This is a genomic window from Klebsiella spallanzanii, from assembly GCF_902158555.1.
GTDB classification, from domain to species: domain Bacteria; phylum Pseudomonadota; class Gammaproteobacteria; order Enterobacterales; family Enterobacteriaceae; genus Klebsiella; species Klebsiella spallanzanii.
Map to the genome: position 1 here is coordinate 238,379 of NZ_CABGGS010000045.1, position 12,718 is coordinate 251,096.

The window sequence follows — 12,718 nt, forward strand, 5'->3', positions numbered from 1 at the left end:
AGTATGACAGAGGAATGTAGTATGCAATCTGAAGAGCAACGCCTTATTGATGGACTGTTTTCCCGGCTAAAAGAGGCCGAGACCCGCAGCGCATCACGCGATTCCAGCGCCGAGGAGCGGATTGCCGGGCACGTTAAAGAGCAGCCGTTCGCCCCTTACTATATGGCGCAAACCATTCTGATTCAGGAAGCGGCTATCAAACAGCTCAACGACCGCATTCAGGCGCTGGAAAATCAGGCCACGCAGCTTCGGGCCGCAAAACCGAGCAGCGGTGGTTTTCTCTCAGGACTGTTTGGCGGCGGCCAGTCCCGCGGCTCCGACCCCATTCCCGGCGCAGAGCAGTATGGCAGACCGCAGGCCAGCGCCCAGCCGCAGTATACCCCGCAGGCACAGCAGCAGAATTATGCCCCTCAGGCGGCACGCAGCGGCGGCGGCTTTATGGCTGGAGCATTACAAACGGCGGCGGGCGTAGCGGGTGGGGTGGTGCTGGGAAATATGTTGACCAACATGTTTAGCGGCTCGCACCCGCAGGAGATCGTCAATATTATCGAAGAGAAGCCGCAGCCGGACCTGAGCCAGCCGCAGGACAATAACGTAGCCGACGAGACCTTCCATCAGGATGACGGTCAGTTCCTTGCCGACAACAACGACTACGATTCCGACTTTGACGCCGGTTTCGGTAATGATGATTTCGGCAGCGACGACGACAGCTGGGTTTAACCCTGCTGACGTTTCATATCTAACAGCCACTTCTCCAGCGCGGCGGCAAATTGCTGTCGGTCGCGCTGGGATAAGCTATCCGGGCCGCCGGTTTGTACGCCGCTGGCCCGCATTGTCTCCATAAAATCGCGCATCGTCAGGCGCTCGCGGATGGTCGCCTCGCTATAACGTTCACCACGCGGATTCAACGCGGCCCCGCCTTTCGCCAGCACTTCCGCCGCCAGCGGGATATCTGCGGTAATCACCAGATCCCCCGGCTCACATAAACGCACGATTTCGTTATCCGCCACATCAAAGCCCTGCGCCACGCGCAGCGTGCGGATAAAGCGCGACGGCGGGACACGCAGCGGCTGATTAGCCACCAGCGTGAGCGAAATTTGCGTGCGTTCGGCGGCGCGGAACAAAATATCTTTGATAACGTTCGGACATGCGTCCGCATCAACCCAAATAGCCATTGCGGCTCCTGTCGACGAAAAAAGAGATGGCGTATTGTCACCTGCTTTGGCCTTTCGCGAAAGCGACAAGATGATAAGCTATGTAGCTAACGATAGAACAAACAAAGGGGATTGGTGATGGAGAAGAAAATCGGCTTTATCGGCTGCGGCAACATGGGCAAGGCCATTCTGGGCGGCCTGATCGCCAGCGGACAGGTACAGCCGGGGCAAATCTGGGTCTACACCCCGTCGCCGGACAAAGTCGCGGCCCTGCATGACCAGTACGGCATTAACGCGGCGCAAAGCGCGCAGGAAGTTGCTCAGGTGGCGGATATCGTTTTCGGCGCCGTCAAACCTGGCGTGATGGTTAAAGTCCTCAGCGACGTCGCCTCCAGCCTGAATAAAGACTCGCTGGTCGTTTCGATTGCCGCTGGCGTGACGCTCGACCAGCTGGCGCGCGCGCTAGGCCACGATCGTAAAATCGTTCGCGCAATGCCCAACACGCCATCGCTGGTCAACGCGGGCATGACCTCAGTCACGCCAAATGCGCTGGTCAGCCCCGAAGAAACAGCGGACATCTTGACCATTTTCCGCTGCTTTGGCCAGGCAGAAATTATTGCTGAGCCAATGATTCACCCGGTCGTAGGCGTCAGCGGCTCCGCGCCAGCCTATGTCTTTATGTTTATCGAGGCCATGGCCGACGCTGCCGTGCTCGGTGGAATGCCGCGCGCTCAGGCTTATAAATTCGCGGCGCAGGCGGTAATGGGCTCGGCCAAAATGGTGCTCGAAAGCGGCGAGCATCCGGGGGCGCTGAAAGATATGGTGTGCTCGCCCGGCGGTACCACCATCGAAGCCGTGCGCGTTCTGGAAGAGAAAGGTTTCCGCTCCGCCGTTATCGAAGCAATGGTGAAATGCATGGAGAAATCAGAAAAGCTAAGCCGCTCCTGATTTTAATACCGAATAGCGGGTGAGGTTTCCCTCACCCGCTTATTTCTTACACCTGTTTTTTCAGGCAGGCGCTCATAAATTTACTGCGATCGTCCCCTTTCAGAGACTGCTGGGTCGCCTGAGCGTTGCACTCGCGCATTTTTTGCTGCTGAGGCGTCAGCCCCTTGCCATCCTGCGTCGTGCCATCTTTTTTCAGGCAGTTACTCATAAACGTTTTACGCTCATCCCCTTTTAGCGACTTCGATGATGCCTCTTTATTACAGACGCTCATCTTCTGCTGCTGTGGGGTCAACTCTTTTTCCGCGGCACTCACCGCCGTCATAAATACCAGGCCAAAAAGTAGGGTCACAAGTAATGTTATTTTCATCACACCATCCTTCTCTGAGTGGATCTCTGTAAGTCTGGTCGCTGATGGAGAAAAAACCAGCCGGTAACGTAAATTCGCTACCGGCGGCGGTTTATTTCAGATTAAGTGCAGCCTTCATGGTGTAGAACAGGTCAGTCTGGTCGGTTAAGCCGACCACGTTGGCCGCGTGCGGGCCGTAGGCGGCAATACGCAGTTGAGTGCCGGTATGCTCCATCGACTCTTCTTCAGAGTTGCCGTAGCTCATCACCATCACCGAACCGTCTTTGGTGTTCAGCGCTTGCGTCAGGCCTGGAGCTTTGGTGTCAGCCGGGATAATCTGACTGGAGTGCGCGTGGTCGGCAGTCACGATAACCAGGGTATTGCCGTCTTTTTTGGCAAATTCCAGCGCCTTCTGCACCGCTTCGTCCAGATCGACGGTTTCGCCAATCTGACCGCACGGATTCGCTGCGTGATCCTGCTTATCGATGGAAGCACCTTCCACCTGCAGGAAGAAGCCTTTCTCATTGCTGCTCAACAGATCAATAGCTTTTTCGGTCATCTGCGCCAGCGTCGGCACCGAAGCGTCACGTTTCGGATTCGGAGTACAGGTCACCGCCGCCTTATCGATATTGCCATGGTAAGACGCTTTCGGCCCTTCCCAACGAACCGGCATATTCCCTTCGGAGAAGAGGCCCAGTAGCGGTTTGTCCTGATTTGCTTGGTTAACGGCAGCCAGAGAGCTGGCGTCGGTGACAATCTGGTAGCCGCGAGCAACGGCCTGATCGTGTAAGGTTTTACCCTGCCACTCACCGGCAGTCGCGCTTTCAGCGAAGGTTTTCGCCCCGCCGCCCAGCGTAACGTCGGCGCGGGCATTCAGCAGTTGTTCGGTAATGGAACCTTTACCACCCTTTTCCAGCGCGTTGCTGGCGCATTTTTCGCTGGTCACGCTCGGGCCATAGCATTTACGCGAAGTGACGTGCGCCACCAGCGCAGCCGGGGTCGCATCCTGTAGCTCCGCCGTTGAAACGTTACCGGTCGCTAAACCCGCCGCTTTTGCCAGCTCAAGGATGGTCTGATGATCTTTTTCATGAATATCGACGCCCAGCGCACCGTTGTAGCTTTTCACGCCGGTGGTCCAGGCCGTCGCGGAAGCGGCGGAGTCGGTGACATAATCCGGCTTGCCGGTTTTCTTATTCAGAGAATAATGAGTGTATTGACCGGTCAGCGGCAGCGCGTCAATCCCTTTAAAGAAACCGCCTGCGCCTTCCGCATAATTTCGCGCGGCGGTAATTTCAGAATCACCCATCCCGTCGCCAATCAGTAAAATAATATTTTTGGCCGGCTTATTGATTAACGAAGCGCGCAGCGCCTCGGTCTGATCGCCGCTTAAACGACGCGCGCCGCCCGGCGTGGTGATATCGCCCTGAGCGGCACGATTTTCCAGAACCGATGCGGTTGTTGTTTCTGCGTGAATAACCGGGGAGCCCAACAGAGGTATCAGGGCAATAAACAGGGCGCTTAATTTCACTTTTATCGTCTCCATGTAAAAAATACTTTAAAAAACAAAACGAGGGAGACTGTATAAAAGCGATGTGACAGTAAAATGACAGCATCCATACCTTGTCACAGAACTAACTACGAGGATGCCGTAACAGCTTCTTTATATATTGCTGCAATAACTGTGTGTCCCGGTCATCCACCAGCGGTCCGGGGCTAGCCTCATTGATTGCCTGTTCAATATCATTGATTAGCGCCTGCTGGGCATCCTGCGCCATATTGCGCAGAAGCGCGGTGACCACCACCTCCAGCGCCTCAACCTGTGCTGTCAGTTCCTTTGCTTCTTCTTCCTTTTGGGCGAGTTTTACCAGTAGCTCGGCAATGAGATTCTTCACAGCGCTTTATCCTTATGCGAGGTCCGTAGACTGTTATTTATGTCATACATTAGCCGTCGGATACCAGAATTATTTTTTTAAAAGTGGCGGCGGACATCAATGAATAATAAGCGAAACGTTTTGCTCCTTGAGTATTTCCACGATGGAATTTACTCAACAACTGATTAATAAGCCTCATAACCAAATTTAATAGATAAGAATAAAATGGAATATTGCTATTCCATCGATAACTATAACGTATCGCCGTAATATATCTGATAGGCCAGATTAACGCTGTCCGGCGCGTCTTTACCGGCCAACCGCGCAATAAGTATTTCGCTTGCCGTTTTCCCAATGTCATAACGTGGGGTAATGACGCTGGCTATTTTTTGTAGTCTGGCGCGGCCAATTTCCAGGCCGTGAAAACCGGCAATCGCCATCTCTTGCGGTACATCTTTCCCCTGAGCCTGACACTCCAGCAGCACGCCAACGGCCAGATCGTCGTTAGTACAAAAAATCGCGTCGATATCCGGGCGCGATTGCTGCATCTGCAAGAACATCTGCCGACCAAGAGCCACTGAGGAGATTGTCCGCGGTGCCATGTGATATGCCTTCAGGCCGTGCACTGCCAGCGCCAGTTCAGTACCGTGAAAACGGCTCAAATCGCGGGGATCGTCCATTGAACCAAAAAAAGCAATCGCCCGTTTGCCGCTCTCCAGGAAAGCATTGGTCATGTCCCAGGCTGCTTTTTCGTTATCGAATCCAACCTGGATATCCAGCTGCTGGCCGCCAAAATCCATCAGTTCAGCGACGGGAATGCCGCTGGCGCGCACGTACTGCACCATGCGATCGCTATGCTGCTTACCGGTTAAAATAAGCCCGTCGATATTATAGGAGAGCAGATTGAGCACTTCGCGCTCTTCGCGCTGCGGATCATATTCATAGTTGGCAATCAGGGTCTGATACTGATGGGCGGAGGTGACCGATTCAATTCCGGCCAATACGTCGGCAAAAATCTGGTTGCGAAAGGATGGGATAAGCACGCCTATTGTTTTACTGCGGGCGTTAAGCAGGATTTCCGGCGCCCGATTAGGGATATAGTTGTTCTCTTCCATGACCTTTGAAATCAGTTCACGGCTGCGCTGAGAAACCTGGCCGGGGTCACGTAAATAACGGCTCACCGTCATTTTATTTAACCCCGCCAGGTTGGCGATATCCTGCAATGTCATCCGGTTGTTTTTCATCAGGTTCTCTACGAAATACGACTTATGTGCTCGCAGAGAACCTTACCACAGCGACGGCGGTTTATGTTAACCCGTGACCTTTTTTGCCGTCACTGAAGACGCTGAAGGCTCGTTATTGGCACGAACGTTATACATCAGCACTACCGAGGCCAGCAGCGCGATGGCCATAAAGGTATACGATACCCCTGGTCCTCCGGTAATACCGTTCAGATACCCCACCAGCCACGCGCCAAGGAACGCACCGAGCGCGCCAAAGCTGTTAATCAGCCCCATCGACACGCCGGAAACGTTACGCGGCAGCAATTCAGGTATGAGCGCAAAGAACGGACCGTAAGGGGCATACATACAGGCCGCAGCAATCACCAGCAGCGCGTAAGAGAACCAGAAAGCCTGGTTACCCACCATCCATGAACCAAAGAAAGCGATAGCGGCAATCAGCAATAACGGCCAAATGAACAGTTTGCGGTTCTGAAACTTATCCGATAGCCAGGAGACCGTCAGCATCAGGCAGATGGCCGCCAGATAAGGCACCGCCGCCAGCCAGCCCACCGCCACGATATCCATCTGCGCGGCGTTTTTCAAAATCGACGGCATCCACATCATGAAGCCATACACCCCGATACTCCACAGCGCATGTACGGCGCAGAGCATAATCACATTGCGGGAGCGCAGCGCTTCGCCGTAGTTGCGAACCGGCTTGATATTACTCTGCTCACGGTCCATTGCCTGTTGCAGAGCCTGTTTTTCCTGGTCGTTGAGCCAGGAAACCTCAGAGGGTTTATCGCGCACCAGAATCCACCAGCAAACCGCCCACAGTACCGCCGGGATGCCTTCGATAATAAACATTTCGCGCCAGCCCCAGGCCTGAATCAGGTAGCCGGAAACGATGGACATCCACAATACGGTGACCGGGTTACCGAGGATCAGGAAAGTGTTAGCGCGTGAACGTTCGGTTTTAGTAAACCAGTTGCTGATATAAATCAGCATCGCCGGCATCACCGCCGCCTCCACGACGCCAAGAATAAAGCGAATCGCCATCAACATCGGAATATTGCTGACGAACCCAGTGGCCGCCGCGCAGAAACCCCATAATATCAGGCTGAAGAAAATCATCTTGCGCACGCTACGTTTAACGGCGTAGATAGCACCAGGGACCTGGAAAAAGAAATAACCCAGAAAAAATAGTGCACCAATAAGCGATGCAGTTCCTTTGGTAATGCCCAAATCGCTTTCAATTCCCGCCGCAGCGGCAAAACCATAATTCGCGCGGTCAAGGTACGCCAGACTATAGGTAATAAAAATAATCGGCATTAAATACCACCAGCGACGCGCTGGTAATTTCGCGAGCATTTGCATAAGCAATCCTCAGATAATGAATATTATCACACGGGTTTAATATATCGTCTTTCAGGTATCGCGAGCGTGCCAGTTTCCCGAAAGACGCAAAGTTATTTAAACGGCAGCAAGCATCCCGCCATCCACAAACAATAAATGACCGTTAACGAAGTTTGCCGCAGGCGAAGCCAGATACACAGCCGCGCCAATCAACTCTTCCGGTTTTCCCCAGCGCGCTGCCGGGGTGCGCTGATATAGCCAGGCGGAAAACGCCTCGTCGTTCACCAGCGCGGTCGTCATCTCGGTGGCAAAATAGCCCGGCGCAATCCCGTTGACCTGGATATTATATTCCGCCAGCTCCACGCACATTCCGCGGGTCAGCATTTTAACTGCCCCTTTCGATGCGGCGTACGGAGTAATGGTTTTGCGACCTAATTCACTTTGCATTGAACAAATATTAATTATTTTTCCCGCACGGCGCGTCATCATATATTTCGCCACCTGCTGCGAGACAAGGAAAACGCCTTTCTGGTTAACTTCAATAACCCGATCCCACTCCTCTTCGGGGAATTCAGTGAAAGGGTAGCGGCGCTGGATCCCGGCGTTATTAATTAAAATATCAATTGCACCGAATTCCTCTTCGATACGGGCAATCGCCTGCTCAACCTCCGCCGCCTGAGTCACGTCAAACGCATAACCTACTGCGCGGTGGCCCTGAGCCACCAGCGCCTGTGCCGCCTGGTCCGCTCGTTCCTGAGTACGGTCGTTAATGATTATCTCTGCGCCATACTCTGCAAGGCCACCGGCCAGCAGATTGCCAATCCCCTGAGCAGAACCGGTGATGAGCGCACGTTTCCCTGATAAATCGAATAAATTTCTCATAAAACCTCTTTTTCCATAACTGTTACGCGTAACTGTATACGCGTAACAGTTACAAATAGAAGGGGGTAAGAGGTGAAAATGATCGTTTTGTGATCGGTGATGCATTTACAGATGAGGAAGATCAAAAACCGGCATTGACGTAGTGACGTCAATGCCGGTCTAAGAGAAAGAAAGGGGTCAGGCGGCGGTACGGCGGCTACGACGCAGCATGATAGCCAGCTGCCAGATATTGATAAGGACGATAACCGCAGTGGCGATAAACACCCAGCGGAAACCGGCCATCGCCGAGACTGACGCGCCAATCAGCGGCCCGGCTACGTTACCAAGATACATAAACGACTGGTTATAACCAAAGATCCTCCCTGTGACGCTGTCGCTGCAGTATTTCAGCAATAACGTCTGGACCGCTGGCAGCATCGCGCCATCGGCAAAACCGAGCAGAAAGCGCAGCACGCCAAGCTGGAATGGGGTCGTGACGAATGACATGGCAAAAAACATGACGACCGCGCAGCACAGCGTTGCCAGCAGGATCCGCGAAGTACCAATCCTGTCGCCAAGTTTACCCAGACGGGGAGCCGAGATAAGCGCAGAAACGCCCGGCACGGCGGCAATCATCCCGGCCAGGAAAGCAATGTTATTGCTATCCGGTGCCATCGACTTGATAAACAGCGCCAGAATCGGGCCAATTGAGCCGTTGCAGAGCTGAATCACCAGGGTAGTGAAAAACAGGCTAATTACCAGCCCCGGATAGGGTAGCGACGCAAACACCGCCTTGCCGCTGAGCCGCTCCGCTTTGCTGACCTGCGGGCGAACCCCCTCTTTTATCAGAAACAGCGTCACCAGAAAGCTCATCATCAGCAGAACCGCGGTGATGATAAATACCGCCCGCAAACCGACATGGTCAGCGAGAAAACCGCCGAGCAGCGGGCCGCCGATGACCCCGCTGATTTGTGCCGTCGAAAGCGTACTCAGCGCCCAGCCGCTGCGTTCGCGCGGGACCTGGGACGCCACCAGCGCCATGGCGTTGGGAATATAGCCGGAAGTCAGGCCCATCACCGCGCGCAGGATAAACAGCTGCCAGACGTTAGTGGCAAACGCCTGTAATAAAATGGCGATAGCCATTCCCAGCGAGGCGCGCAACAGCATCAGCTTTCGCCCTTTACGGTCGGCGAGGCTCCCCCACATCGGCGAGACAATCGCCGAGACCAGGAAAGTGACGCTGAAGGTCAGTCCCGACCACATGGATAACGCTTCGTGCGAAGTCACGCCCAGTTGGGAAACGTACAGCGGCAAAAAGGGGAGAATTTGGCTGATAGCCAGTCCGGTAAAAAAACAGCCAAACCAGACGGAGATAAGATTAACCTTCCAGGATTCCATAACTACGCGTATTCATTAATTTTTTGGCAATTATTAACTAGCTTAGCAATTTCCCTTATCCGACGTAGTACCAGAGATGCGCTAACGGCGAGTTTGGTGTTTTATCTCATGAGTTAAAGCTTTACAACGCAGTCCAGGAATGAATTGCCTGACCGTCAGCGAATTGTGCTGGTTATCACACTGAAGTACGTCCACGGCGTTTCCCTTTTAGCATACAAACTTAGCGGGTCGAACAGCTTTTATCCCCCTACCGTATCAATGAAAGATTATGGCAGCCAGGCGGCTCTTTGACATGCTATGTTATGCGCTTTGATGTAATCATGATGGAAGTTGAAATGGCTAAGATGAGGGTTGGGATCGTTTTTGGCGGTAAGTCGGCAGAACATGAAGTGTCGCTACAGTCAGCGAAAAATATCGTGGAAGCGATCGATAAAACGCGCTTCGACGTGGTTCTGCTGGGGATTGATAAGCAGGGGCAATGGCATATCAACGACGCCAGCAACTATCTGCTAAACCCGCAGGATCCCGCCCATATCGCCCTGCGTCCATCCGATGTTACGCTGGCACAAATTCCCGGGCGCGAAGCACAGCAGCTGATTAACGCCGATAGCGGCCAGCCGCTGGCGGCCATCGACGTTATCTTCCCGATCGTCCACGGCACCCTCGGGGAAGATGGTTCATTGCAGGGCATGCTGCGGATGGCCAACCTGCCGTTTGTCGGTTCCGACGTCCTCGGCTCCGCTGCCTGCATGGATAAAGACGTCACCAAACGCTTGTTGCGCGATGCCGGGCTGTCGATTGCGCCTTTTATCACGCTGACTCGCGCCAACCGCAATCAGGTGAGCTTTGCCGATGTACAGGCGAAGCTGGGCCTGCCGCTGTTCGTCAAACCGGCGAACCAGGGCTCCTCAGTAGGCGTCAGCAAAGTGAACAGCGAAGAGCAGTATCAGCAGGCTGTCGCGCTGGCCTTTGAATTTGACCATAAAGTCGTGGTGGAACAGGGAATTAAAGGGCGTGAAATAGAGTGTGCGGTGCTGGGCAACGATCACCCGCGGGCCAGCACCTGCGGCGAAATTGTCCTCAATAGCGAATTCTACGCCTATGACACCAAGTACATTGACGATCAGGGCGCGAAGGTTGTGGTCCCGGCAGCCATTGACAGCGCGGTGAACGATAAAATTCGCGATATCGCCGTTCGCGCTTATCAGACCCTCGGATGCAGCGGTATGGCGCGCGTCGATGTCTTCCTGACCGCCGATAACGACGTGGTGATCAACGAAATCAACACCCTGCCGGGCTTCACCAATATCAGTATGTATCCGAAGCTGTGGCAGGCCAGCGGTCTGGACTACACCAGCCTGATTAGCCGCCTGATTGAGCTGGCGCTGGAACGTCACGCCGCCGATCGGGCGCTGAAGACATCGATGAATTAATCAAGGTATCGCCCGGTGGCGGCTAGCGCCTTACCGGGCCTACGTGCTTACCGCCGTCTGCGGGCCAGTAGCCCGGACAGATGCGCAGCATCGCCTCCGGGAAACCACATCCAACGCGGCTCACGCTTCCTCTACCGGGCGGCGACGGATAATAAACCCAGCAATCCAGAAGCTAATCACCCACGTTACCAGCCCCACCGCGTAAGAGCGCCAGCCTTGGGTTTCAAAGCCAAGCAGCCCGACCACGCCATTCATAATAAAAATTAACCCCAGCGCAACCGCATAGTAGTGCCAGTCGCGCCGAATTTTTTCAGTGAGCTTCATAACCACCCCGACAACAAAAAAAACATCTTCGCATAGCCGCCATCGCGGGTCTGTAGCCACGCTGAGAATTGTCGTACATTGCGATATCGGTCTAAATTTCACAAATTTGTAGCAAACTCACAAACGGGTGAAATCAGGAACATTCCTGGACGGAAATTACCAGCAATCTTATATTGAAAACCGCCCCTCGTTGCCAGAATAGCCTCTATACACATCATCCTTCAAACTGCCTCTTTGTTGGCTACGTCTTCTCACCCCAGTCACTTACTTGAGTAAGCTCCCGGGGATTCACAGACTTGCCGCCTCGATGCATCTTGAATGATTTTGTGTATATGTAAATCGCTGAAAAATCGGCAGGAAAGCGAAGTATCGGAGGTAAATATGGCAGAGTTCACCTTTGCAAAGTCCGCCAGCAGCGGTAAAAAGAGGCTCTCTATCACCAGCAGCAACATCGCTTACGCCCTGTTTGTGCTGTTTTGCTTCTGGGCCGGCGCGCAAATGCTAAGCATGCTGATCCACGCTCCCGGCGTTTTTGAGCATCTGATTCAAATGCAGGACAGTAGCCACCCGCGGGTCGAGATTGGCCTGATGGTCGGAACCCTGTTTGGCCTGATTCCCTTTCTGGCGGGCTGCGTGTTAATTGGAATATTAGGGCTGATTTTCCGCTGGCGTCGTCATCACTAACGTCGCGCCATGCAGCTGGCGCGCCTGTCGTCGACGCGTTTAGCAAACCAGGCGGTGGTCAGATTACGAGTAATTTTCGGGCTCTCAAGCTGAATTCCCGGCAGCACTTCTCGCGGTAGCGTTTTACCAGTCTTCTTATCAGCAATGCGAAATACCTTTTGGTAGAGATCGCTCTTTTCAAAAGCCAACGTATCTCCCTTTTTCAACTGACGATGGATATCGTCATCGCTCATTGCCAGTTGGGAAGATAGACGGCGTACTGCCAATTCGGTGGTTCCGGGCTCATCGCTATCGTAGCGAATTAAATCGCCGTCCAGCGCCAGCTTCACGCCCGTTGCCTTAGAAACCGCACTCTGGAAGGCTGCATTGCGGCTGGCGTACCATCCGGCGTTGAAGTCGGCAAAACGATATAGCGGTACGCTGTAGTTCGCCGGGTAGTTCAGCAGGTGATACGTGCCAAACCACAGTCCGCCGCGCAGGCTGAACACCTCCTGGCGCACGGTACCATCGATTTTCCACGGATAGCCGTCGGTGTGCTGCTCGGCAAAAGCAATGCTGACCTGCATCGGACCGCCGGTATGCACCGGATTCAGAGAGCCAAAAAGCTTCTGCCCCATCGGCACCATGCCGATAAAGTCATCGAAAATAGCGCTTAGCTGCTTCTCAGTTTTTACGCTATCCAGGCGTTCGCTATAGCTTTTGCCGTTGGGGGATTTGATTTTTAGCGCAGTGTGGACCAGGAAAACCGGAATGTGCATTTTCTCCGCCCGGCGGTCGATCTCCTGCCAGGCGATTTTGTTCAGCCCAGGCACCGCAGGGTCCGCCTGATAGTTGGACTCCTGCTGCGCCACCGCCAGCACCGAACAGACATTCTCCTCCGTCGGCGCCAGCTTCTGGCTTTCAAAGGTTTTTGCAATAGCCTGTGCCCAGGCTTCGCGGTCTTTAACGCTGGCGGGCATTTTCTGCCGCACTACGGCCGCAACATCAATCGGTTTTTCGCCCTCTTTCAGCACCGGTTCCGGTTTGCTAGAACAGGCGCTAAGGACTATCCCGGCCAGCAGCATCAGGGAGAGCGAAACAAAACGGGATGATGCTACAGCCATATTTCTTCCTTGCGATC

General features: G+C 53.9%; 14 protein-coding genes. 4 read left to right on the top strand and 10 right to left on the bottom strand.

Annotated features, from left to right (window positions below; all coding sequences use genetic code 11):
* Nucleotides 1-21: 21 nt before the first annotated feature.
* Nucleotides 22-720 carry a DUF2076 domain-containing protein gene (locus tag FN082_RS25770; protein ID WP_142982619.1) on the top strand — a complete coding sequence of 233 codons (699 nt, stop codon included), beginning with the start codon at nt 22-24 and terminating at the stop codon, nt 718-720.
* On the opposite strand, the gene FN082_RS25775 is transcribed toward FN082_RS25770, so the two are convergent.
* Complete coding sequence (locus FN082_RS25775; RefSeq protein WP_139541272.1) at nt 717-1,175, bottom strand: YaiI/YqxD family protein; 459 nt, start codon at nt 1,173-1,175, stop codon at nt 717-719. The two genes, FN082_RS25770 and FN082_RS25775, sit on opposite strands and share 4 nt — an antisense overlap.
* Before the next feature lie 117 nt (nt 1,176-1,292).
* Between FN082_RS25775 and proC the strand changes: the two genes are divergently transcribed.
* Complete coding sequence (proC, locus tag FN082_RS25780) at nt 1,293-2,102, top strand: pyrroline-5-carboxylate reductase (RefSeq protein WP_139541271.1); 810 nt, start codon at nt 1,293-1,295, stop codon at nt 2,100-2,102.
* A 46-nt stretch (nt 2,103-2,148) separates the two neighbouring features.
* On the opposite strand, the gene psiF is transcribed toward proC, so the two are convergent.
* The 7 genes from psiF to FN082_RS25815 all read right to left on the bottom strand — a co-directional run bounded on the left by psiF (nt 2,149) and on the right by FN082_RS25815 (nt 9,157).
* The gene (psiF, locus tag FN082_RS25785; RefSeq protein WP_139541270.1) at nt 2,149-2,469 is read right to left on the bottom strand and encodes a phosphate starvation-inducible protein PsiF; all 321 of its coding nucleotides are present in this window, start codon (nt 2,467-2,469) and stop codon (nt 2,149-2,151) included.
* Between the two features lie 91 nt (nt 2,470-2,560).
* Nucleotides 2,561-3,991, bottom strand: a complete 1,431-nt coding sequence (gene phoA / locus FN082_RS25790; protein WP_185932161.1) for an alkaline phosphatase — start codon at nt 3,989-3,991, stop codon at nt 2,561-2,563.
* 88 nt (nt 3,992-4,079) lie between these two features.
* Nucleotides 4,080-4,340, bottom strand: coding sequence for an anti-adapter protein IraP (gene iraP / locus FN082_RS25795; protein WP_139541268.1), 261 nt, complete (start codon nt 4,338-4,340; stop codon nt 4,080-4,082).
* Between the two features lie 230 nt (nt 4,341-4,570).
* Complete coding sequence (idnR, locus tag FN082_RS25800; RefSeq protein WP_139541267.1) at nt 4,571-5,563, bottom strand: DNA-binding transcriptional regulator IdnR; 993 nt, start codon at nt 5,561-5,563, stop codon at nt 4,571-4,573.
* Nucleotides 5,564-5,629: 66 nt separating this feature from the next.
* The gene (locus FN082_RS25805) at nt 5,630-6,919 is read right to left on the bottom strand and encodes an MFS transporter (protein WP_139541266.1); all 1,290 of its coding nucleotides are present in this window, start codon (nt 6,917-6,919) and stop codon (nt 5,630-5,632) included.
* A gap of 96 nt (nt 6,920-7,015) precedes the next feature.
* Nucleotides 7,016-7,780 (bottom strand): gluconate 5-dehydrogenase, encoded by a 765-nt coding sequence (gene idnO / locus FN082_RS25810; protein ID WP_061155606.1) that lies wholly within the window; start codon nt 7,778-7,780, stop codon nt 7,016-7,018.
* A 177-nt stretch (nt 7,781-7,957) separates the two neighbouring features.
* Nucleotides 7,958-9,157 carry a multidrug efflux MFS transporter gene (locus FN082_RS25815; protein WP_142982621.1) on the bottom strand — a complete coding sequence of 400 codons (1,200 nt, stop codon included), beginning with the start codon at nt 9,155-9,157 and terminating at the stop codon, nt 7,958-7,960.
* A gap of 335 nt (nt 9,158-9,492) precedes the next feature.
* On the opposite strand from FN082_RS25815, the gene ddlA reads away from it, so the two are divergent.
* The gene (gene ddlA, locus FN082_RS25820) at nt 9,493-10,590 is read left to right on the top strand and encodes a D-alanine--D-alanine ligase (protein ID WP_142982622.1); all 1,098 of its coding nucleotides are present in this window, start codon (nt 9,493-9,495) and stop codon (nt 10,588-10,590) included.
* A gap of 120 nt (nt 10,591-10,710) precedes the next feature.
* Here ddlA and FN082_RS25825 read toward each other — a convergent pair whose 3' ends face one another.
* Nucleotides 10,711-10,914, bottom strand: a complete 204-nt coding sequence (locus tag FN082_RS25825) for a DUF2754 family protein (RefSeq protein ID WP_139541262.1) — start codon at nt 10,912-10,914, stop codon at nt 10,711-10,713.
* Between the two features lie 381 nt (nt 10,915-11,295).
* Between FN082_RS25825 and FN082_RS25830 the strand changes: the two genes are divergently transcribed.
* Nucleotides 11,296-11,598 (top strand): DUF2755 family protein, encoded by a 303-nt coding sequence (locus tag FN082_RS25830; protein ID WP_139541261.1) that lies wholly within the window; start codon nt 11,296-11,298, stop codon nt 11,596-11,598.
* Here FN082_RS25830 and FN082_RS25835 read toward each other — a convergent pair.
* Nucleotides 11,595-12,701 carry a DUF1615 domain-containing protein gene (locus FN082_RS25835; protein WP_142982623.1) on the bottom strand — a complete coding sequence of 369 codons (1,107 nt, stop codon included), beginning with the start codon at nt 12,699-12,701 and terminating at the stop codon, nt 11,595-11,597. The genes FN082_RS25830 and FN082_RS25835 overlap by 4 nt on opposite strands.
* Nucleotides 12,702-12,718 lie beyond the last annotated feature (17 nt).

Coding starts and splice junctions, on each gene's coding strand:
- idnO (WP_061155606.1), bottom strand. CDS start 7,780: ATGAGAAATTTATTCGATTTATCAGGGAAACGTGCGCTCATCACCGGT.
- ddlA (WP_142982622.1), top strand. CDS start 9,493: ATGGCTAAGATGAGGGTTGGGATCGTTTTTGGCGGTAAGTCGGCAGAA.
- FN082_RS25805 (WP_139541266.1), bottom strand. CDS start 6,919: ATGCAAATGCTCGCGAAATTACCAGCGCGTCGCTGGTGGTATTTAATG.
- idnR (WP_139541267.1), bottom strand. CDS start 5,563: ATGAAAAACAACCGGATGACATTGCAGGATATCGCCAACCTGGCGGGG.
- psiF (WP_139541270.1), bottom strand. CDS start 2,469: ATGAAAATAACATTACTTGTGACCCTACTTTTTGGCCTGGTATTTATG.
- phoA (WP_185932161.1), bottom strand. CDS start 3,991: ATGGAGACGATAAAAGTGAAATTAAGCGCCCTGTTTATTGCCCTGATA.
- FN082_RS25770 (WP_142982619.1), top strand. CDS start 22: ATGCAATCTGAAGAGCAACGCCTTATTGATGGACTGTTTTCCCGGCTA.
- FN082_RS25835 (WP_142982623.1), bottom strand. CDS start 12,701: ATGGCTGTAGCATCATCCCGTTTTGTTTCGCTCTCCCTGATGCTGCTG.
- FN082_RS25775 (WP_139541272.1), bottom strand. CDS start 1,175: ATGGCTATTTGGGTTGATGCGGACGCATGTCCGAACGTTATCAAAGAT.
- FN082_RS25830 (WP_139541261.1), top strand. CDS start 11,296: ATGGCAGAGTTCACCTTTGCAAAGTCCGCCAGCAGCGGTAAAAAGAGG.
- FN082_RS25815 (WP_142982621.1), bottom strand. CDS start 9,157: ATGGAATCCTGGAAGGTTAATCTTATCTCCGTCTGGTTTGGCTGTTTT.
- FN082_RS25825 (WP_139541262.1), bottom strand. CDS start 10,914: ATGAAGCTCACTGAAAAAATTCGGCGCGACTGGCACTACTATGCGGTT.
- proC (WP_139541271.1), top strand. CDS start 1,293: ATGGAGAAGAAAATCGGCTTTATCGGCTGCGGCAACATGGGCAAGGCC.